Origin of the sequence: Micrococcus sp. HOU01 (assembly GCF_035609305.1) — a bacterium.
GTDB classification, from domain to species: domain Bacteria; phylum Actinomycetota; class Actinomycetes; order Actinomycetales; family Micrococcaceae; genus Micrococcus; species Micrococcus luteus.
In genome coordinates, this window is sequence record NZ_CP141211.1 from 2008277 (window position 1) to 2027518 (window position 19242).

Below are 19242 nucleotides of genomic sequence, written 5' to 3' on the forward strand. Positions count from 1 at the left end.
AACCCCGCCCCGAGAGGTCCACCGCCGTGCTTCTTCGTGACGTCCGACCCGAGGATCTGGACGAGTTCTTCCTCCACCAGCAGGACGAGCAGGCCAACCTGATGTCCGCCTTCGCCCCCCGCAACCCCCGGGACCGCGGCGTCTTCGACTACCACTGGGCCCACCTGCTCGGGGACGAGGACACCATCGTGCGGACCATCGAGCACGAGGGCCGCGCCGTGGGCGCGCTCGTATGCACCGAGCAGGACGGCGTGGGCGAGCTGTCCTTCTGGACCGCGCAGGACTACTGGGGCCTGGGCCTGACGACCGCGGCCGTGGACCGGTTCCTCGAGGAGCACACCGCCCGCCCGCTGCGGGCGCACGTGCCCGAGGACAACGTGGGCTCCGTGAAGGTGCTCTCCCGCCGCGGCTTCGAGACCGTCGGCGAGGAGAGGGTCTTCTCCAACGCCCGCGCCGAGGTCATCACCGAGCTCGTGATGGAGCTGCCCGCCGCCGACTGAGCACGCCCCGCGGCCCCCGCCGTGTCGGCGGCCGCACCGGCCTGCCATGACGACGGCCCCGCCTCCCGGTGCCCGGGCGGCAGGGCCGCGGCGCGTCCGGGGCCGTCAGACCATGGCCAGGGTCAGACCCGGGCGGCGCAGGATCGCGCCGACGTCCGCGAGGAAGCGCGAGCCCTGCTCGCCGTCCACGAAGCGGTGGTCGAACGAGAGGGACAGCGTCATGACGTCCCGCAGGGCGATCTCGCCGCGATGCTCCCACGGCATCCTCCGGACCTGGCCGATCGCGATGATCGCCCCCTCACCCGGGTTGATGATCGGGGTGCCCGCGTCCACGCCGAACACCCCGACGTTCGTGAGCGTGAAGGTGCCGCCGGCCAGATCCGCCGGGGACAGCCGCCCCTCGCGGGCGAGGCCCGTGAGATCGCGGATGGCGTCGGCCAGCTCCCTCAGGCTCATCGCCTGGGCGTCCTTGACGTTCGGCACCATCAGCCCGCGGGGGGTGGCGGCGGCGAAACCGAGGTTCACGAAGTTCTGCTGGACGATCGTCCCGGCGGCCTCGTCCCACCGGGCGTTGACGTCCGGGGTGCGCTCCATCGCCACGAGGCACGCCTTGGCGGCGAGCGTCATGGGCGTGAGCTTGACGTCCCGGAACTCGCGGGAGGCCTTGAGCTCGGCGAGCAGCTCCATGGTCTCGGTGACGTCCACCTGCAGGAACTCGGTCACGTGCGGGGCGGTGAACGCGGACTGCACCATGGCCGCCGCGGTCGCCTTGCGCACGCCCTTGACCGGCACGGCCTCGGTGCGCGGGCGGCCGCCCAGGGTGCGGACGCCCCCGGTCGCAGCCGACTCGGCGCCGGACTGCGGCGGCGTCGCCGCGGCCGCGGGCTGCCCGCCCCCGGCCAGGAACGCCTCGACGTCCGCGCGGGTGATGACCCCGCCCGCACCGGTGCCGGTGACCTGTTCCAGATCCACGCCCGCGCGGCGCGCGTACAGGCGCACGGGCGGAGTGCACCGGGGCCGCTCGTCCGACACCGCGCCCGACGCCGCGTCCGCGCGGGCGGGCTCGGCGGCCTCGGGCTGCGGGCGCCCGGCGCCGGCCGGGGCCGCCTCCGACGTGGACGGCGCCTGTCCGCGGGCGGGCTCACCCGCCGGGGCGGCCGACGTCGCCGGGGCCGCGGAGCCGCGCCGCGCACGGCGGCCGGGCTTGCCGGTGTCCGGCGCGGCGCCGTAGCCGACGAGGGTGGGCACGCGGCCGTCACCCTCGGCGGGCCCGCCGACGTCGGGCTCGGTGCCCTCGAGGGTGAAGGTCACCAGGGGCGCACCGACCTCGAGGGTCTCACCCTCGGCGCCGTGCAGGGCCGCGACGACGCCCGCGAACGGGCTCGAGACCTCGACCACGGCCTTGGCCGTCTCGACGTCGGCGAGCACCTGGTTCACGCTCACCGCGTCGCCCTCGGCCACGCGCCACGTCACGATCTCGGACTCGGTCAGGCCCTCGCCGAGGTCGGGCAGGCGGAAGGTCTTCTGGCTCATCGGGTCTCCTCCCCGGCGTTCTGGGCGGCGAGGAACTGCTCGGCGGTCTCGGGGACGGCGAACGCGTCCACGGAGTCCAGCGAATTCGGTCGGCCCAGAGCACGGTCCAGGCCGTCGAGGATGCGGTCGAGGTCCGGCAGATGAAGGTGCTCGAGCTTGGACGGCGGGTAGGGCACGTCCATGCCGGTGACGCGCACCGGCGGGGCCTCGAGCCAGTGGAACGCGCGCTCGGCCACCGTGGCCACGAGCTCGGCGCCGAGGCCGCCGGTGCGGGACGCCTCGTGCGCCACGACGAGCCGGCCGGTGCGCCGCACCGAGGACTCGACGAGGCCGGTGTCCAGCGGGGACAGGCTGCGCAGGTCGACCACCTCGACCTCGACGCCCTCCTCGGCCGCCACCTCGGCGGCCTGCAGGGCGGTCTTCACGAGCGGGCCGTAGGCCACGAGCGTGGCGTCCCGGCCCTCGCGCAGGATGCGGGCGGGGCTCATCGGGGGGATCGCGACGTCCAGGTCCACGTCGCCCTTGTCGTGGTAGCGCCGCTTGGGCTCGAGGTAGACCACCGGGTCCTCCGAGGCGATCGCGGCGCGGATGAGGTCGTACCCCTCCTGCGGGGAGGACGGGGAGACCACCCGCAGGCCCGCGGTGTGCAGGAAGTAGGCCTCGGGCGACTCGGAGTGGTGCTCCGGGGAGCCGATGCCGCCGCCGAAGGGGATGCGGATGGTCACCGGCATCGGCACGGCGCCACGGGTGCGGGCGCGCAGCTTGGCCAGGTTCGCCACGATCTGGTCGAACGCGGGGTACACGAAGCCGTCGAACTGGATCTCGACGACGGGCCGGTAGCCGCGCATCGCCAGGCCGATGGCCGTGCCCACGATGCCGGACTCGGCCAGCGGGGTGTCGAGCACCCGGTCCTCGCCGAACTCGGCCTGCAGGCCGTCGGTGATGCGGAACACGCCGCCGAGGGCGCCGATGTCCTCGCCCATGAGCAGGACCTTGGGGTCGTCGGCCAGGGCACGGTGCAGACCGCGGTTGATCGCCCGGCCGAAGGTCATGCGCTCGCTCACGCGCCCGCCTCCTCGTCGTCGAACTGCTGCAGGTAGAGGACGTGCTCGCGGCGCTGCCGCTCGAGCTCCTGGTGGGGCTCGGCGTAGATCTCGTCGAAGAGCCTGTCCGCGCCGTCCTCCTCGAGCGCCTCGAGGGCACGGCGGACCTCCGCCGCCAGCTCGTCGGCCTCGGCCTGGGCCTGTGCGAGCACGGCGTCCACGTCCACATCGAGGGTGCGCAGGTGCGCCTCCACGCGGGTCAGCGGGTCACGGGCCTTCCAGGCCTCGAGCTCGGCGTCGTCCCGGTAGCGGGTGGGGTCGTCCGCGGTGGTGTGCGGGCCCATGCGGTAGGTGACGGCCTCGATGAAGGTGGGGCCGCCCCCGTCGGCCGCGCGCTCGACGGCGGCGCGGGTCGCGGCGAGCACGGCCAGGACGTCGTTGCCGTCCACGCGCATCGACGGGATGCCGAAGCCCCACGGGCGGTCCGCGATGCTGCGGCGGGTCTGCAGGCGCACGGGCTCGGAGATGGCCCAGTGGTTGTTCTGGCAGAAGAACACCACGGGCGCCTGGTAGGAGGCGCTGAAGACCATGGCCTCGTTGACGTCGCCCTGGCTCGTGGCGCCGTCGCCGAAGTAGACGATCGTGGCGACGTCCGCCTGGTCCCGCTGGACGCCCATCGCATAGCCGACGGCGTGCAGGGCCTGCGCGCCGATGATGATCTGCTGGGTGGCCACCCGCGTCTCGTTCGGGTCCCAGCTCGAGAACGTGGAGCCGCGCCACACCCGCAGCAGGTCCAGCGCGGGGACGCCGCGCAGCAGGGCCACGCCGTTCTCGCGGTAGGACGGGAAGACGAAGTCGTCCGGGCACAGCGCGACGGCGGAGCCCACCTGGGCGGCCTCCTGGCCCAGCAGCGGCGGCCACAGGGCCAGCTCGCCCTGACGCTGCAGGTGCGTGGCCTCGACGTCGAGGCGCCGGACCACGGCCATCTGGCGGTACAGCGCGGCGAGGGCGTCGGCGTCGACGTCCTCGATCCACGGGTCGAGCTCCGGCTGCGGACGGCGGCGGCCCTCCGTGTCGAGCACCTGGAGCATCACGGCCTCGGCCGGGCCCGCCGGGGGCGGAGAGCCGGCGGACTGTCCGCCGGTGGGACGGGTGTGGTCCACGAGGGTCACTGGACTGCCTTCCGATCGACGCCCACGGTGCGGGGCGAGGGAGTTGTACGCATGCGCGAGCAGGGGTGGAGCGCGCGGCGCCTCGGTGGTGTGATTGTAATCACTTCAGTGTGATCTGCGCCACTCTCCCGGGGCCGCCGCGCGAGGGCCGGGTGTCAGGCGCGGCGCAGCAGCACGTCGACGGCGGCGTCGAGGTAGGCGTCGACCTGGCCCTCCTCGTAGCCGGCGGCACCCTCCGCCTCGCCGAACGACGCGCGGCGCACGTCGTCCGCGGTCAGCCCGCCCTCGGCGTCGGGATCCGTCGAGCCCTCCGCGCCGGCCAGGGTGACGCGCAGGCGGTCCACGAGCGCGTCCACCTGGTCCACGTCGTAGCTCACGGCGTCCGCGCGGGAGGGGCGGCGGAAGCGCTCCGCCGGGGCCCGGTCGGCGCGGGCCACGAGCTCGGCCACGCGCTCCTCGAGGTCTGCGGCCCAGTCCTCGTCCCCGCGCTCGGCGACGAAGGCCTGACGCTCGGCGGCGGCCAGCTCCTCCTCGAGGCGGTCCAGCTCGTCGTCCACCTCGTCCGTGGCGTAGCCGCCGTTGACGGTCGCGAAGCGGGCCTGGCGCACCTCCTCCGCCGTCAGCGGGGCACCGCCGTCGCGCGCCTCACGGGCACGCGCCATGAAGGCGTCCACGTGGGTGGTCTCGTAGCCGATCTCGTCCTGCTCGACGAGCTCGAAGACCGGCTCGGCGTCCGGGGTGGTGCGGGGGGTCATGGGCGTCTCCTGCGGTGTGAGTCCCGGACGTGCCGGGTCGAGGGGTGGATCAGGTCAGGGGCAGCGCCAGCACGGTGTAGGCCACCGGCGCGGCGAACACGAGGGAGTCCAGGCGGTCCATCACGCCGCCGTGGCCGGGCAGGGCGGAGGACATGTCCTTGATGCCGAGCTCACGCTTGACCATGGACTCGGAGAAGTCCCCCGAGGTGGCGGCGGCGACGATGGTCACGCCGAGGACGGCGCCGACCCACCACGGCTGGCCGACCAGCACGGGGACGGCGACGACGCCCACCAGCACCGAGCCCGCCAGGGAGCCGGCCAGGCCCTCCCAGGACTTCTTGGGGCTGATGCGCGGGGCGATCGGGGTGCGGCCGAAGCGGTAGCCCACGATGTAGCCGAACGTGTCGTTGGAGACCACCATCAGCAACAGGACCGCCACCATGCGGTGCCCCAGCGGCTCGTCCAGGAGCGCCGCGGCGAAGGAGAGCAGGAACGGCGCCCACAGCACGATGAACACGCCCGCGAGCATGAACTGGCCCGCCGGGCGCCGGCGCGTCAGCGCCGTCCACACGGCCACCAGGGCCAGGCACGCCACGAGGGCGACGAACAGCGCGGGCACCCCCCACCGCCACGCCGTGAGCGGCAGGACCGCCGCAGCCACCCAGAGCGGGGGCCGCGGCACGTCCAGGCCGATGCCGCGTACCGCCGTCGCGATCTCGGACACCGCGCCGACCAGCAGGGCGACCACGAGGAGGACCAGCAGCCAGTCGAGCCAGAAGAGGCCGACCAGGGCCGTCGCCAGCAGCCCCACCCCCACGAGGACGGCGGACTTGAGGTCGCGGCCGCCGCGCGGGGGTGCGGGCGAGGTGGACACGGCGGAGGTCATGGGGCGAGCGCGGACGGCGGGAGGCTCAGACCTCCAGCAGCTCCTGCTCCTTGTTCTTGGCCATCTCGTCGATGAGCTCGACGTGGCGTTTGGTGAGCGCGTCCAGCTCCTTCTCGCCGCGGGCACCCTCGTCCTCGCCGACCTCGCCGTCCTTGACGGCCTTGTCCATGGCCTCCTTGGCCTTGCGGCGGGCATTGCGCACGGAGATCTTGTGCTCCTCCGCCTTGGACTTGACCAGCTTCACGTACTCCTTGCGGCGCTCCTCGGTCAGCTCCGGCATCACGATGCGGATGACCTTGCCGTCGTTGGACGGGTTCGCGCCGACCTCGGACTCGGACAGCGCCTTCTCGATGTTGCGCAGGGCCGACTGGTCGAACGGGGTGATGAGCAGCGTGCGGGCGTCCGTGGTGGTGAAGGACGCCAGCTGCTGCAGCGGGGTGAACGAGCCGTAGTAGTCGACCATCACCTTGGAGTAGAGGCCCGGGTTGGCGCGGCCCGTGCGCACGGAGGCGAAGTCCTCACGCGTGGCCTCGATGGTGCGGTCCATCTGCTCTTCGGCGGACTGCAGGGTCTCCTGGATCACGGTGTCTCCTCGGTGTGGTGGAACAGGTCTGCCGCCATCCTACGCGGCGCGCCTCAGACGGTGACGGTGGTGCCGATCGGCTCGCCGAGCAGGGCGCGGGTCACGTTGCCCGGGCCCTCCATGCCGAACACGCGCATGTCCAGGTCGTTGTCCTTGCACATGGTCATGGCGGTCAGGTCCATCACGCGGATGTTCCGCAGCAGCGCCTCGTCGTAGGTCAGGTGCGTGAGACGCTCGGCGGTGGGGTCCTTCTTGGGGTCCGCGGTGTAGACGCCGTCCACGCCGGACTTGGCCATCAGGACCTCGTCCGCCCCGACCTCGAGGGCACGCTGGGCCGCCACGGTGTCCGTGGAGAAGTAGGGCAGGCCGGTGCCTGCGCCGAAGATCACGACGCGGCCCTTCTGCATGTGGCGGATGGCGCGCAGCGGGATGTAGGACTCCGCCACCTGCTCCATGTGGATGGCGGACTGCACGCGCGTGGTGACCCCGGCCTGGATGAGGAAGTCCTGCAGGGCCAGGCAGTTCATCACGGTGCCGAGCATGCCCATGTAGTCGGCCCGACGGCGGTCCATCCCGTTCTCGGACAGCTCGGCGCCACGGAAGAAGTTGCCGCCGCCGACGACGATCGCGATCTCCACCTGGTCCGCCGCGGCGGCGATCTGCTCGGCGATGCCGCGGACGGTCTCCGGGTCCACGCCGATCTTGCCGCCGCCGAACACCTCGCCCGAGAGCTTGAGGAGCACGCGACGGCGGCCGGTGTCGTCCGAGGTCTGCGGGGCGTGGGCGGTGGTCGGGTCCTCGGGGGCGCGGTTCGTCTCCATGGGAAGCATCTCCTGGTCGGTGGGGGGTCGGGCCGGGGACGGCCGTCCCGGGGGCGGACACGCGGACGGGGTGGCCGCCCGGTCGGGGCGGCCACCCCGTCATGCGATGGTCGTCGGCGCCATCCGGCGCCGGAGTGGACCTCGGGTCGCTCCCGATCCTACGCCCCCGCGGGGCGTGGACCGGGAGCGGCCGGTCCGGGTGCGGCGGTCAGTTGCCGACGCGGAAGCGGGCGAACCCGGTGACGTTGGTGCCGGCGTCGGAGGCGACCTTGCCGACGGTCTGCTTCGGGTCCTTCGCGAACGGCTGGTCCACGAGCACGATCTCCTTGAAGAAGCCGGTCAGGCGGCCCTCCACGATCTTCGGCAGGGCCTGCTCCGGCTTGCCCTCGGCACGGGCGGTCTCATCGGCGATGCGACGCTCGTTCTCGACGGTCTCGGCCGGCACGTCCTCACGGGTGAGGTACGTGGGCGAGTAGGCCGCGACGTGCACGGCGATGTCGTGCGCGGCGGTCTTGGCCTCGGCGGAGTCGGCGTCCACGGCGAGGAGCACGCCCACCTGGGCCGGCAGGTCCTTGGAGGTCTTGTGCAGGTAGGCGTCCACGTAGGCGCCCTCCACGCGGGCCAGGCGGCGCACGGCCACCTTCTCGCCCAGCAGGGCGCCCTCCTCGGTCACGTAGTCGCCCAGGGTGCGGCCCTCGTAGTCGGAGGCCAGCAGGCCGTCGACGTCCGTGGCGCCGGAGGCGACGGCGGCGCGCAGCACCACGTCGCCCAGGGCGATGAACTTGTCGGCCTTGGCCACGAAGTCGGTCTCGCAGTTGAGCTCGATCATGACGCCGACGCCGTTCTCGACGGTCGCGGCCACGAGGCCCTCGGCGGCGGAGCGGCCCTCGCGCTTGGTGGCGCCCTTGAGGCCCTTCACGCGGATGATCTCGATGGCCTTCTCGGCGTCGCCGTTGGCCTCGTCCAGAGCCTTCTTCACGTCCATCATGCCGGCGCCGGTGCGCTCGCGCAGGGCCTTGATGTCAGCAGCGGTGTAGTTCGCCATGCTCGTTCGGTCCTTCCCGTGGTGTGGGTTGTGCGGGATGTTCGGGGTCTGAACCGGCCCGTCGGCCCGGCCGGGTGGGGCCAGGCCGACGGACCGGCCGGGATCACTCGCCCTGCGGGGCGGCCTCGGCGGCGGGGGCCTCGGCCTGCTCGGCCGGCGCCTCGGCGGCGGGGGCCTCGGCCTGCTCGGCCGGCGCCTCGGCGGCAGGGGCCTCGGCCTGCTCGGCCGGCTGGGCGTTGTGCTGCTCGAGCAGCTCGCGCTCCCACTCGGCCATCGGCTCGGCGGCCGCCTGGCCGGACTTGCCGCCCTGACGGGCGATCAGGCCCTCGGCGACGGCGTCCGCGACCACGCGGGTCAGCAGGTTCACGGAGCGGATGGCGTCGTCGTTGCCCGGGATCGGGTAGGCGACCTCGTCCGGATCGCAGTTGGTGTCCAGGATGGCGACGACCGGGATGCCGAGCTTCTGGGCCTCGTCGACGGCCAGGTGCTCCTTCTTGGTGTCCACGACCCACACGGCGGAGGGGGTCTTGGCCATGTTGCGGATGCCGCCGAGGTTGGCCTGCAGCTTCTCGAGCTCACGGTTGAGCAGCAGCAGCTCCTTCTTGGTGAACTGCGAGCCGGCCACGTCCTCGAAGTCGATCTCCTCGAGCTCCTTCATGCGCTGCACGCGCTTGGAGACGGTGGAGAAGTTGGTCAACATGCCGCCGAGCCAGCGGTGGTTCACGTAGGGCATGCCCACGCGACCGGCCTGCTCCGCGATGGCCTCCTGGGCCTGCTTCTTGGTGCCGACGAACAGGATGGTGCCGCCGTGGGCGACGGTCTCCTTGACGAACTCGTAGGCGCGGTCGATGTAGGACAGCGACTGCTGGAGGTCGATGATGTAGATGCCGTTGCGCTCGGTGAAGATGAAGCGCTTCATCTTGGGGTTCCAGCGGCGGGTCTGGTGGCCGAAGTGGACACCGGAGTCGAGGAGCTGGCGCATGGTCACGACGGGCATGACGTTCCCTTCTGTGGCAGCCGTGGCACCCCGCGCTTCACGCGCGGGCGGTCTGCCGGTCGATTTCTTGACGGTTGGCGGCCGGCCCGGTCGGGCGGCCCCTGGCATCACGACGGCGGGCTGCCGGGCCCCACGAGCACCCGCGCCGACGTCCTCTCCAGGAGGACGGCGGGGACGGGACCGAGCGTGGGGGCTGGGCCGCTGAAGCGACCCACCGCGATGCGCGGAGTCGGCGTCCGGGGCACAGCACAGGGCCGGCCACAGGACACCGCTGAGGTGAATCCTACCCCAGGTGGGCGCCCGCTCCCATCGCCGACTCCTGCACAGGGGCCGGTGCGGCGGGCGCTCTCCACGGTGGGACTGCGGGCCTGCCACGCGGCCGCCCGGAACGCCAGGCTGATGCCATGACCCCTCGTACGCTCCTCCCCCGTCCGCTCCCGCGTCCGCGCATCGCGGGGTGCGTCGCGGCAGCCCTGCTCGCCTGGCTCGTCCTCGCCCTGGAGATGGGCGACCTCGGCCCCGCGTCCCGGGCCACGCCCGCACCGTCCACGCGCGACGCGCTGCTCCTCGTCGCGGCGTCCCCGGCAGGTCCGGGCGCGACGGCCGCGCCGGTCGCGTGGCACCCGCCCGTCGCCGGCGCCGCCCCGGATGACGTGCTCCGCGCGTTCGTCGCACCCGAGCGACCGTGGAGTCGGGGGCACCGGGGCGTGGACCTCGCCGTGCAGACCGGGGCTCCGATCCAGGCGCCGGCGGCGGGCCGGGTCGTGTTCGCCGGGGTCGTGGTCGACCGCCCCGTGCTGACCCTCGAGCACGCGGACGGGACCCGCAGCTCCCTCGAGCCGGTGGAGGCGGATGTCGCCGTGGGGGCCGTCGTCGCCGCAGGCGACCCGGTGGGGCGACTGGCCGGGGCGCCACCCCACTGCACGCGGGCGTGCGTGCACTGGGGCGTGCGGGAGCCCGACGGCTGGCGGGTGGGGGACGCGGCCTTCGATCGCTACCTCGACCCGCTGGTGCTCATCGGCTGGAGCGGTCCGTCCGTGCTCTGGCCGCACGCCGCGCCGCACCCAGCGCGGCCGTGAGGTCCAGGAGTCGGCGAGCGGACTCGTCCCAGCTGAACCGGGCCGCCTGGGCGACGCTCGCCCGGGAGGCCGCGGCGAACTCGGCGGGGTCCTCGAGCTCCCGCACGCGGGCCGCGAGCGCGGCCGCCCGGTCCCCCTCGAGCGGGACACCCCGGAAGGACGGGGTGCCCGCGCCGGCGATCTCGCGGAAGATCGGCAGGTCCGAGCACACCACCGGCGTGCCATGGGCCATCGCCTCGGCCACGGGCAGGCCGAAGCCCTCAGCGCGGGAGAGGGTGACGGCCGCGGTGGCCCGGCGGAGCAGGCGCACGTACTCGGCCTCGTCGGTGCCGTCGTGGAACACCACGTCCGCGCCGTCGGCCCCTGCGACGGCACGACGCTCGGCCAACCGGTCCTCGAGCTGCCCGCGGCGCTCCGGGCTGATGCGGGAGAGCAGGTGCAGCGTGTAGCCCGGCAGCAGCGGCGCGGCGGCCACGAGGGACTCGACGTCCTTGTAGTCCATGAACGAGCCCATGTAGAGCAGCGTGCGCTCCGGGGTCTCGTCCGGGTCCCGCGGCTCCGGGACCGCCTGCGCCGCGTTCGCGATGACGTGGACCGGACGCCGGGTGAGACGGTGCCGGGCGATGAGCTCCGCCGTCGTCCGGGAGACCGTGGCGACCGCCTCCGCGCGGTCGAGCAGGAGCCGCTGCGGGGTCTTGGTCAGGTGGTAGGCCCGCCAGAGCCAGCGGATCGGTTCGGGCAGGTTCCGCGGCGGGGTGCGGTGCTCGTAGTAGATGAGGTCGTGGAGCGTGAGGATCAGGGCGTAGTCCCGCCCCCACGACCCCATGGTCTGCATGGGCGAGAAGACGACGTCCGGTCGCAGACGCGCGACCTGACGGGCCACGAACGGCTCGCGTGGGGAGGTGGGGCCGGAGACGAGGTGCCACGGCACGCCGTCCGGGAGCAGGGCCAGCTGTCGTTCGTCCGAGATCAGCATCGCGACCTCGACGTCGACCCCCGCCGGGCCCGGTGCGGCGGCCCGGCGGGCGACCGCCTCGAGGAGGCTCGCGCCGTAGCGGGAGATGCCGTCGTGGAAGTCGGTGCGGGTGTAGCGGGCGTCCATCAGCAGGCGCAGGGGGCGGGAGGGGCTCACCCGGACCACGCTAGCTGTTGTGGGTCATGAGGTTCTTGACATGGGTACCGGGCTGAGATGAGACGAGTGGGCCTCTCCCGCAGGATGGAAGTTCCTACACCACCGACCTGCCCGAGAAGACCCACTCATGACTCACGCTAACGCACCCCTGACCCCGACCGGCCGTCTCAGGATGGTCCACCGCCACCTGCACGACGGGATCCCGCAGGCACACGTGGCCGCCGAGTTCCGGGTGAGCCTGCCCACGGTGGCCACTTGGGTCGCCCGCTACCGCGCCCAGGGAGAAGCCGGCCTTCAGGACCTGCCCAGCCGGCCGCACCGTTCACCTGCCCAGCTCGATCCGGTCCTGGTCGCCCAGATCCACGCCCTGCGGCGGGAGCGCAAGTGGTCCGCACGGCGCATCCATCACCACCTCGTCTCCGAGGGCCACCAGCTGTGCTTGCGCACCGTGGGACGGTGGCTGCACCGACTCGGGATCTCCCGCCTACGGGACCTGACCCCGGCCGGAGAAGACCTGCGCCAACGACCCCAGAAGATCACCGCGAGAGGGCCGGGGCACATGGTGCACCTGGATGTGAAGAAGATCGGGAAGATCCCAGACGGGGGCGGCTGGCGCACCCACGGACGTGAAAGTGAAGCAGGCCGTGCTTCCAAGCGCGGGCCTGGCCGGCGGGTCGGCTACACCTACCTGCACTCGGCGATCGACGGGTACACCCGCCTGGCCTACACCGAGGCGTTGGAGGACGAGCGGGCGGCCACGACCGTGAGCTTCTACTGCCGGGCGCGGGCGTTCTTCGCCGCCCACGGCATCACCGTGGACCGGGTGATCACGGACAACGGGAACAACTATCGGGCTGCGGACTTCACCGCGAAGGTGGTCTCGCTCGGGGGCCGGCATCACCGGATCCGACCCTACACCCCGCGCCATAACGGGAAGGTCGAGCGGTACAACCGGCTGATGGTCGATGAGGTCCTCTACGCCCGCCCCTACACCTCAGAGCAAGCTCGGCGTGAGGCCCTGGCGGTGTGGGTGAACCACTACAACTACCATCGGCCTCATACCTCCTGCGGAGACGCTCCTCCGGCCTCGTTGGCACCGGCCCGAGTCAACAACGTCATGCCCTCCTACAGCTAGCGCCGGGTCGGAACGGGGCCCGGGCAGCCACGCACGGAGGGTGCCGAGCGGGGGGTGTCGAGCACCGTGCGGCCACCTGGGCGTCATCCGAATTTCTGATTGCGTTTCGATAACGATCGTGTATCTTGATCACGGATCGGTTACGACTGGTCCGCCACACCGGGGCTTCCTCCGCATCCTCGCGTACCCGGTCATCCGCACTGCTCGTCAACTCGCACCCGCGGTCCGGCCTCGTTCCGGGCACCGCCCCGAGGCACCACCCTCACGGGCCGCAGGTCCTGTCCGGGAAGAAGATCTGATGTCTGTGACCTCCCCGCACGCCGCCGCGCGTCGCGCCCCCCGCACCGCCGCCGCCTCCGTGGCGCTCGCCCTGGGCGCCGCCGCCCTGACCGGCGTCGGCACCGTGTCCGTCGCCGAGACCGCCCAGGCCGCCGAGACCACCTACACCGTCCGCTCCGGCGACGGCTGGTGGATCATCGCCCAGCGCACCGGCGTCTCCATGTCCACGCTGCAGTCGCTCAACGGCATGACCGCCGCGACCGTGCTGCACCCCGGCATGGTCCTCAAGACCTCCGGCACCGCCACCCCGGCCCCGACCCCGGCCCCGGCGCCGTCCACCTCGGGCTCGACCTACACCGTGCTGGCCGGCGACGGCTGGTGGATCATCTCCTACCGCACGGGGGTGTCCGCCTCGATCCTGCAGTCCATCAACGGCATGAGCTCCTCGACCATGCTCCACCCGGGGATGGTCCTGAAGACCACCTCGGTCTCCAACTCCAGCACCCCCGCCCCTGCGCCGGCGCCCGCGTCCAAGCAGGCTGCCGTCGACTACGTGCGCTCCGCCGTCCGGAACCCGTCCTCCTATTACGTGTGGGGCGGCAACGGCCCCTCCGGCTTCGACTGCTCCGGCCTCACCCAGCAGGCCATGGCCCAGGCCGGCATCTCCATCCCGCGCCGCGCCGGCGACCAGTACCTCGCCGCCAAGTCCTACGTGCCGATCTCCCAGGCCCAGCCCGGCGACCTCGTGTTCTACGCGAACCAGTCCACCGGCCGCATCTACCACACGGCCATGTACATGGGCGGCGGCCAGCTCGCCCACGCCCTCAACGAGGACGCGGGCCTGGTGTTCACCTCCACGACGATCATGAAGTCCGACATGCTCGCGGTGGCCGCCCGCTACTGAGCACCGGCACGACGACGGCCCCCGGCCCGCGCCATACCGCGCGGCCGGGGGCCGTTTTCTGTAGGGCGTGCGGGACTTGAACCCGCGACCCAGGGATTATGAGTCCCCTGCTCTGACCGACTGAGCTAACGCCCCTCCCCCGCGGCATCGCGCGGGACCCGCCCATCCTACCGACAGGGCTCAGAGCATCGCGCGGACCTCGGCGGCCGTCGCGCCGCGGTAGAGGCGCTCGAAGATGTCCACCGTCTTCTGGGCGGAATGATGCAGGGCCTTCGCGTGGGACGCCTCGCCCATGGCGGCGCGGTCCGCGTCCGAGAGGTCGAGGATCCGGGCGATCCGATCGGCCAGGGCCACGTGGTCCCCGGGCGGGAAGAGGTGGCCGTTGACGCCCTCGTCCACGAGGTGGGGCAACGCGAGGGCGTCCGCGAGGACCACCGGGGTGGACGCGCTGAGCGCCTCGAGGGTCACGAGGGACTGCAGCTCCGCCGTGCCCGGCTGGCAGAACACGTCGGCGCGCAGGTAGGCCGCCCGCAGCTCCTCCTCGGAGACGTGGCCGCGCAGCAGGACGCGGTCGGCCGCCCCCTCCTCGTCCACCGTGGCACGGATGCGGTCGCGCTGCTCGCCGTCGCCGACGATCTCGGCGTGCACGTCCAGGTCGGGACGGGTGCGGGCCAGGTGCGCGATCGCACGGATCAGCACCTCCACGTTCTTCTCCACGGCCAGCCGCCCCACGAAGAGCACGACCGGATGGCCGGGATGGTCCACCCTCTCCCCCGGCTGCAGCTCGTAGGCGCTCGCGTCGATGCCGTTGGAGACCGGGAGGACGTTGTCCAGGCCGGCGTGCTCGGCCATGGCCTGCGCGGCGAGGGCCGTGGGGGTGGTGACCACCGCGCCCTTGCCCATGAGTCGACCCATGTCCTTCCACGACACCCGGGAGACGATGTCCAGGAACCACTGCGGGAACGGCAGGAACGGCTCGAGGTTCTCCGGCATGAAGTGGTTCGTGGAGACGATCCGGATGCGGCGCCGCTCGGCCTCGTTGATGGCGGCCTCGCCGATCATGTAGTGGCACTGGGCGTGCACGACGTCCGGCTGGACCTCGCGGTAGATGCGGCGGAAGGAGGTCTTGGCGTGCCGCGGGAGCACCACACGGTAGTACTCGTGCGTCGGCGCCGGCAGGGAGCGCAGCAGGTGCACGGTGGCCTCCGGCCGGTGCTCCACGGTGTCCGGGCCGGCGTCACTGCGCGGCATCACGACGTGGACCTCGTGGCCGCGCGCGTGCAGCGCCGTGGCGAGGCGGTGGCCGAAGGTGGCGGCCCCGTTGACGTGCGGCGGATAGGTGTCTGCGGCGATCAGCACCTTCAGGGGGCGGTCGGCGGCGATCCCGGGACGGTCGGACACGGCGGTCCCTCTCTGTGGTGGCGATGGCACGACGGCGCCCGGCCCGTGCCGTGAGGATCGGCCGCGGGCACGGCGCGCGTCCCACGGTAGCAACCGTCGGCGCCGGCACGAGGATGCGCGAGGGGGTCAGCCCCGGCGGGACGGGTGCTCGCGCGGGTCCTGACCGTCCGCCCGCAGGCCGCGGGCCTTGCCCACCGCGCGCACGAGGTAGTCCCCCCGCGGCGAGGATGTGCAGCAGGCAACCGGCGCCGACCAGAGCCAGGGCCACGCCGCTCCACGGGCCGCCGTCGACCCCCGGCACACGGGCGAGCAGCAGCAGGGGCGTGCCCACCAGCAGCAGCGCGGTGCGCACCTTGCCCAGGACCGTGACCGGCAGATCCGGGCTGCCGCCGAACAGCCACAGGCACACGGCGGCGAGCACGAGGTCCGGGATCGCGATGGCCAGGGCGAGCCAGAGCGGGGCGATGCCGGTGGCCACGAACGTCACGGCCACCACCAGCAGGGAGAGGCGGTCCGCCACCGGGTCGAGCCACCGCCCGACCGTGGAGATCATGTCGAACCGGCGCGCCACGTAGCCGTCCACCCAGTCCGTGCCGGAGAGCACCGCCAGGATCACGAACGCGTCCAGGTGCCGGCCGTCGACGGTGAGCCACACGAACACCGGGACCAGGGCGAAGCGGGCCAGGGTGATGAGGTTGGGCACGGTCAGCCAGGTGTCGCGGACGCGGTACTCGTGGCCCTCGCGCAGGCCGACGTCGATCACACGCATGGGTCGCTCCTCCAGGGTCCGCGGGCGGACGCCCCCGCCGGGCGCCCGACACGCCCAGCCTACCGACGCCGTCGCCCCTCCCCGCAGACGACGAGGCCCCGATCCGTGGGGATCGGGGCCTCGGGGGCTGGGGAGGGCGGGCGCCCTCGGATCAGCGGCGGCGCAGGCGGCCGGCGAGCGCCACGAACGCGGCGGAGGAGGCGCCGAGCAGCGCGAGCGGCTGCCAGTTGTCCTTCACGTAGTCCTCGGCCTCGGCGGTCCGCTCCCCCGCGCGGGCGGCACTGGTGAACGGCGCGGTCTGCTCGGTGGCGTGTGCGGTCTCGGGGGTGACGCCGCGACCCTTGCGCTGCGCGGCGAAGGCCGCGAGCTGGCCCTTCACGCTGGTCTTCTCGTCCAGGCCGGAGCGGATGTCGCCCAGGTGGCGGCGGCGCAGGTCGGCACGGCGACGGATCTCCGCCTCGCTGGCGTCGCCGCGGTCCGGATGGGGAGCGGCCTCGCCGTTCTTGCGGGCCTTCTTGTTCTCCTCCTTCTCCACCTTCTTCCGCTCGGCCTCGCGGGCGGCCTCCACACGCTTGGCCTCGGCACGCTCCGCCTTGAGGCGGTCGTACTCGGCCGGGTCGAAGGCGTTGCCCTCCTTGAGGTAGCCGAGGTCGTACTCGAGGTTGCGCACGGTCTCCTGCGGCACGAGCGGCATGGCGCCCTTGACCATCACGAGGCCGACGCCGGCGAAGATCAGGCCGAGCACGAGGAAGGCCAACGCCACCATGAGCGCCGGGAACCAGAAGGTCGGGTCGGCGAAGGCGCCGATCAGCGTCACCACGAGGGCGACCACCATGAGCGCGAGGAAGAACAGACCCACCACCGCGACGCCGGCGCCGATGCCGGCCTTCTTGCCCTTCGCGGCCACGTGTCCCTTGGCGAGCGCGAGCTCGTCCTTCATCTGCAGGGGCAACAGGCGCACGACGGCGCCGAGCAGATCGGTCAGCGAGCTCGCGCGGGTCTGCGGGGTCACCGGGACGGCGGTCCGCGGCGCGCGGACCTTCGACGCCTCGGCGGGGGGAGCCTGGTGGGACATGGTGCATGCCTTCCGTGGAGTGCCTGGACAGATGCGCCCGGGCGGCGCGGCGGCCACCGGGCATTCTCGAGCAAAACTATCACCGGCCCGCCCCCAGGGGGACGGGCCGGGTGCGCGCGGTGACGGCTGGATCAGAAGTCGATGACCGCCGGGTCGGGGCCGAGGCGGCCTTCCTCGCGGTCGAGGGCGTCGATCCGGGCGACGTCGTCGGCGGTCAGCTCCACCCCCGCGGCCTCGAGGTTCGAGACGATGCGCTCGGGTGTCACGGACTTGGGGATGACCACGAAGCCCTTCGCGAGGTGCCACGCGATGACCACCTGGGCCGGCGTCGCGCCACGGGCCTCGGCGATCTCCGTGACCACGGGGTCGGCGAGGAGGTCGCCGCCCTGACCCAGCGGGGACCAGGACTCGTGGACGATGCCGTGGCGGCCCTCGACCTCGCGCAGCTCGCGCTGCTGCCAGTACGGGTGGGTCTCGACCTGGTGGATCACGGGCACCACGCCGGTGGCCTCGATGATCTCCTCGAGCTGGGCGGCCGGGAAGTTGGAGACGCCGATCGAGCGCACCTTGCCCTGCTTCTGCGCCTCGATCAGGGCCTTCCAGGTGTCCAGGTACTTCCCCTGCGCCGGCTTGGCCCAGTGGATGAGGTAGAGGTCGACGTAGTCGGTGCCGAGCTTGTCGAGCGAGACGTCGAGGGCGGCGAGCGCCTCCTCGTAGCCCTGGTCCGAGTTCCACACCTTGGTGGTGAGGAACAGCTCCTCGCGGGCGACGCCGGACGCGGCGATGCCGCGGCCCACGCCCTCCTCGTTCCCGTAGATCGCGGCGGTGTCGATGTGGCGGTAGCCGGCGCGGATCGCCTGCTCGACGACGTCGGCCGCGACGTCGTCCTCGACCTGCCACACGCCGAGCCCGAGCTGCGGGATCTGCTGGCCGTCGTGGAAGGGGACGGTGGGAACGTCGGTCATGAGGGAGCTCCTGGAGGGTCGGGGTCGGGCGGATGCATCGGGTGCAACCTCGCGCGGGCGGGGGGCATTCCCGACGGCGGTCACCGGCCCGAGGCGCCGCCGTCGGGCGTGCGCTCCCCCGCGACGACGGCGCCCACCGCGCGGGCGAAGGCCGCGAACACCTGAGCGGGGTCGTTGGCCGTGACGAGCCGGGCGTTGGGGCGCCGGCCCCAGATGTCCCGCGTGTCTTGGACGGTGGTGCCGCGCAGCAGCTCCGAGTCCGCCTCGACGTCGACGACGGTGGCCCGCGTGGCGATGCGGGCCTGGCCCGCGGCCACCTGGGCGGCGAAAAGGTCGTGCAGGTGCGCGATGTAGCCCTGGTCGTAGTCGTGGTGGAACTCGAAGTAGAAGCGCAGCGCGTCGGCGAGCACGTCCAGGACGGGGCTGCCGGTGGCGGTGTCCGGCCCGGCGACCCGCGGTCGGTCCGCGGACCAGCCGACGGGGTGGGCGCCGGCGTCGGCCAGGAGGCCGTCCAGCAGGGCGGGCGTGTACTCGATCCGCTCCGTGGTCTCGAGCGCGCAGACGATCGGCAGGCGGTCCTCGGGCAGGCCCTCGACGGCCGCGAACACCTCCTTCGCGGCGTCGGGGTCCACCCAGGTGTTCCACTCGGCGGTGGGCGTGGTGTTGCCCGGATGATAGAAGGAGCCGCCCATGATCACGATGCCGCGGGCGAGGAACGGCAGGCGCGGCTCGGTGCGCAGGGCGAGGGCCAGGTTCGTCAGCGGCGCGGTGCAGAGGATCGTCGTCTCCCCGGGGTGGGCCCGCAGCTCGTCCAGCCACACGTCCACGGCGGGCCGGGGCGAGAGCCGCTCGGGGCGCCGATCGATCCGGGCATGGCCGAGACCGCCGTCACCGTGGGTCTCCGGGGTGGTGACCGCGGGGCGGCGCAGCGGGGCCTCGGCACCGACGGCCACTTCGACCTCGGCCCGGCCGGCCAGGTCCAGCACTGCGGCCGTGTTCAGGGCACAGTCCCGGGCGGTCGCGTTGCCGCCCGTGGTGGTGATGGCCGCGAGCTCGGGGCCGACACCCAGGCGATGGGCGCCCACGAGGTGGAGCAGGGCGCAGGCGTCGTCGATGCCGGTGTCGACGTCGGCGAGGAGGCGGGCGGTCACGGCGGCCACTGTAGTGC

19 protein-coding genes and 1 tRNA gene are annotated in these 19242 nt (G+C 73.0%); 4 read left to right on the plus strand and 16 right to left on the minus strand.

Annotated features, from left to right (window positions below):
• Positions 1–26: 26 nt before the first annotated feature.
• Positions 27–500 carry a GNAT family N-acetyltransferase gene (locus tag SOY78_RS09195; RefSeq protein ID WP_217564821.1) on the plus strand — a complete coding sequence of 158 codons (474 nt, stop codon included), beginning with the start codon at positions 27–29 and terminating at the stop codon, positions 498–500.
• Between the two features lie 105 nt (positions 501–605).
• Here the strand turns inward: SOY78_RS09195 and SOY78_RS09200 are convergent, their stop codons facing one another.
• The 9 genes from SOY78_RS09200 to rpsB form a co-directional block, all read right to left on the minus strand.
• Positions 606–2033: a dihydrolipoamide acetyltransferase family protein gene (locus SOY78_RS09200; RefSeq protein WP_324701457.1), complete on the minus strand. Its 1428-nt coding sequence runs from the start codon at positions 2031–2033 to the stop codon at positions 606–608.
• Entirely contained in the window at positions 2030–3085 is a 1056-nt protein-coding gene (locus tag SOY78_RS09205) for an alpha-ketoacid dehydrogenase subunit beta (RefSeq protein ID WP_052007009.1), read from the minus strand. Before SOY78_RS09205 ends, SOY78_RS09200 begins: the two co-directional genes overlap by 4 nt.
• Positions 3086–3093: 8 nt before the next feature.
• Complete coding sequence (gene pdhA, locus SOY78_RS09210; protein WP_324701458.1) at positions 3094–4248, minus strand: pyruvate dehydrogenase (acetyl-transferring) E1 component subunit alpha; 1155 nt, start codon at positions 4246–4248, stop codon at positions 3094–3096.
• A gap of 155 nt (positions 4249–4403) precedes the next feature.
• The gene (locus SOY78_RS09215) at positions 4404–5003 is read right to left on the minus strand and encodes a DivIVA domain-containing protein (RefSeq protein WP_136940025.1); all 600 of its coding nucleotides are present in this window, start codon (positions 5001–5003) and stop codon (positions 4404–4406) included.
• Between the two features lie 49 nt (positions 5004–5052).
• A complete protein-coding gene (locus tag SOY78_RS09220; protein WP_141843731.1) occupies positions 5053–5889 on the minus strand; it encodes a phosphatidate cytidylyltransferase in 837 nt (278 codons plus the stop codon).
• A 25-nt stretch (positions 5890–5914) separates the two neighbouring features.
• Positions 5915–6472 carry a ribosome recycling factor gene (gene frr, locus SOY78_RS09225; protein ID WP_036314042.1) on the minus strand — a complete coding sequence of 186 codons (558 nt, stop codon included), beginning with the start codon at positions 6470–6472 and terminating at the stop codon, positions 5915–5917.
• A 53-nt stretch (positions 6473–6525) separates the two neighbouring features.
• Complete coding sequence (gene pyrH, locus SOY78_RS09230; RefSeq protein ID WP_002857706.1) at positions 6526–7293, minus strand: UMP kinase; 768 nt, start codon at positions 7291–7293, stop codon at positions 6526–6528.
• Positions 7294–7501: 208 nt separating this feature from the next.
• Positions 7502–8338: a translation elongation factor Ts gene (gene tsf, locus SOY78_RS09235; protein WP_225348383.1), complete on the minus strand. Its 837-nt coding sequence runs from the start codon at positions 8336–8338 to the stop codon at positions 7502–7504.
• A gap of 103 nt (positions 8339–8441) precedes the next feature.
• Positions 8442–9335, minus strand: a complete 894-nt coding sequence (gene rpsB / locus SOY78_RS09240) for a 30S ribosomal protein S2 (RefSeq protein WP_324701459.1) — start codon at positions 9333–9335, stop codon at positions 8442–8444.
• Positions 9336–9739: 404 nt separating this feature from the next.
• On the opposite strand from rpsB, the gene SOY78_RS09245 reads away from it, so the two are divergent.
• Complete coding sequence (locus tag SOY78_RS09245) at positions 9740–10414, plus strand: M23 family metallopeptidase (RefSeq protein WP_225348382.1); 675 nt, start codon at positions 9740–9742, stop codon at positions 10412–10414.
• On the opposite strand, the gene SOY78_RS09250 is transcribed toward SOY78_RS09245, so the two are convergent.
• Positions 10350–11546: a glycosyltransferase gene (locus tag SOY78_RS09250; RefSeq protein WP_270617902.1), complete on the minus strand. Its 1197-nt coding sequence runs from the start codon at positions 11544–11546 to the stop codon at positions 10350–10352. The two genes, SOY78_RS09245 and SOY78_RS09250, sit on opposite strands and share 65 nt — an antisense overlap.
• Positions 11547–11673: 127 nt before the next feature.
• On the opposite strand from SOY78_RS09250, the gene SOY78_RS09255 reads away from it, so the two are divergent.
• Positions 11674–12681, plus strand: a complete 1008-nt coding sequence (locus SOY78_RS09255; protein WP_324701460.1) for an IS481 family transposase — start codon at positions 11674–11676, stop codon at positions 12679–12681.
• Positions 12682–12979: 298 nt separating this feature from the next.
• Positions 12980–13864 (plus strand): C40 family peptidase, encoded by an 885-nt coding sequence (locus SOY78_RS09260; protein ID WP_324701461.1) that lies wholly within the window; start codon positions 12980–12982, stop codon positions 13862–13864.
• Between the two features lie 61 nt (positions 13865–13925).
• On the opposite strand, the gene SOY78_RS09265 is transcribed toward SOY78_RS09260, so the two are convergent.
• From SOY78_RS09265 to SOY78_RS09290, 6 genes are all read right to left on the minus strand, one after another.
• Positions 13926–13999 (minus strand) — tRNA-Ile (locus tag SOY78_RS09265).
• Positions 14000–14044: 45 nt separating this feature from the next.
• A complete protein-coding gene (locus SOY78_RS09270) occupies positions 14045–15220 on the minus strand; it encodes a glycosyltransferase (RefSeq protein WP_324701935.1) in 1176 nt (391 codons plus the stop codon).
• Complete coding sequence (locus SOY78_RS09275) at positions 15102–16034, minus strand: CDP-alcohol phosphatidyltransferase family protein (RefSeq protein ID WP_310734738.1); 933 nt, start codon at positions 16032–16034, stop codon at positions 15102–15104. The genes SOY78_RS09270 and SOY78_RS09275 overlap by 119 nt, the downstream gene beginning before the upstream one ends.
• A gap of 151 nt (positions 16035–16185) precedes the next feature.
• On the minus strand, positions 16186–17109 hold the full coding sequence (locus SOY78_RS09280) for a phage holin family protein (protein WP_182488556.1): 924 nt from the start codon (positions 17107–17109) through the stop codon (positions 16186–16188).
• A 131-nt stretch (positions 17110–17240) separates the two neighbouring features.
• The gene (locus SOY78_RS09285; protein WP_141843723.1) at positions 17241–18074 is read right to left on the minus strand and encodes an aldo/keto reductase; all 834 of its coding nucleotides are present in this window, start codon (positions 18072–18074) and stop codon (positions 17241–17243) included.
• Between the two features lie 80 nt (positions 18075–18154).
• On the minus strand, positions 18155–19225 hold the full coding sequence (locus SOY78_RS09290; RefSeq protein ID WP_141843721.1) for a nucleoside hydrolase: 1071 nt from the start codon (positions 19223–19225) through the stop codon (positions 18155–18157).
• Positions 19226–19242: the final 17 nt, after the last annotated feature.

What these genes read in the sequence shown, in the direction of transcription:
- SOY78_RS09200 (WP_324701457.1), bottom strand. Translation starts at nt 2,033, where the DNA reads ATGAGCCAGAAGACCTTCCGCCTGCCCGACCTCGGCGAGGGCCTGACC.
- SOY78_RS09205 (WP_052007009.1), bottom strand. Translation starts at nt 3,085, where the DNA reads ATGACCTTCGGCCGGGCGATCAACCGCGGTCTGCACCGTGCCCTGGCC.
- SOY78_RS09215 (WP_136940025.1), bottom strand. Translation starts at nt 5,003, where the DNA reads ATGACCCCCCGCACCACCCCGGACGCCGAGCCGGTCTTCGAGCTCGTC.
- SOY78_RS09220 (WP_141843731.1), bottom strand. Translation starts at nt 5,889, where the DNA reads ATGACCTCCGCCGTGTCCACCTCGCCCGCACCCCCGCGCGGCGGCCGC.
- pyrH (WP_002857706.1), bottom strand. Translation starts at nt 7,293, where the DNA reads ATGGAGACGAACCGCGCCCCCGAGGACCCGACCACCGCCCACGCCCCG.
- tsf (WP_225348383.1), bottom strand. Translation starts at nt 8,338, where the DNA reads ATGGCGAACTACACCGCTGCTGACATCAAGGCCCTGCGCGAGCGCACC.
- rpsB (WP_324701459.1), bottom strand. Translation starts at nt 9,335, where the DNA reads ATGCCCGTCGTGACCATGCGCCAGCTCCTCGACTCCGGTGTCCACTTC.
- SOY78_RS09245 (WP_225348382.1), top strand. Translation starts at nt 9,740, where the DNA reads ATGACCCCTCGTACGCTCCTCCCCCGTCCGCTCCCGCGTCCGCGCATC.
- SOY78_RS09255 (WP_324701460.1), top strand. Translation starts at nt 11,674, where the DNA reads ATGACTCACGCTAACGCACCCCTGACCCCGACCGGCCGTCTCAGGATG.
- SOY78_RS09260 (WP_324701461.1), top strand. Translation starts at nt 12,980, where the DNA reads ATGTCTGTGACCTCCCCGCACGCCGCCGCGCGTCGCGCCCCCCGCACC.
- SOY78_RS09275 (WP_310734738.1), bottom strand. Translation starts at nt 16,034, where the DNA reads ATGCGTGTGATCGACGTCGGCCTGCGCGAGGGCCACGAGTACCGCGTC.
- SOY78_RS09280 (WP_182488556.1), bottom strand. Translation starts at nt 17,109, where the DNA reads ATGTCCCACCAGGCTCCCCCCGCCGAGGCGTCGAAGGTCCGCGCGCCG.
- SOY78_RS09285 (WP_141843723.1), bottom strand. Translation starts at nt 18,074, where the DNA reads ATGACCGACGTTCCCACCGTCCCCTTCCACGACGGCCAGCAGATCCCG.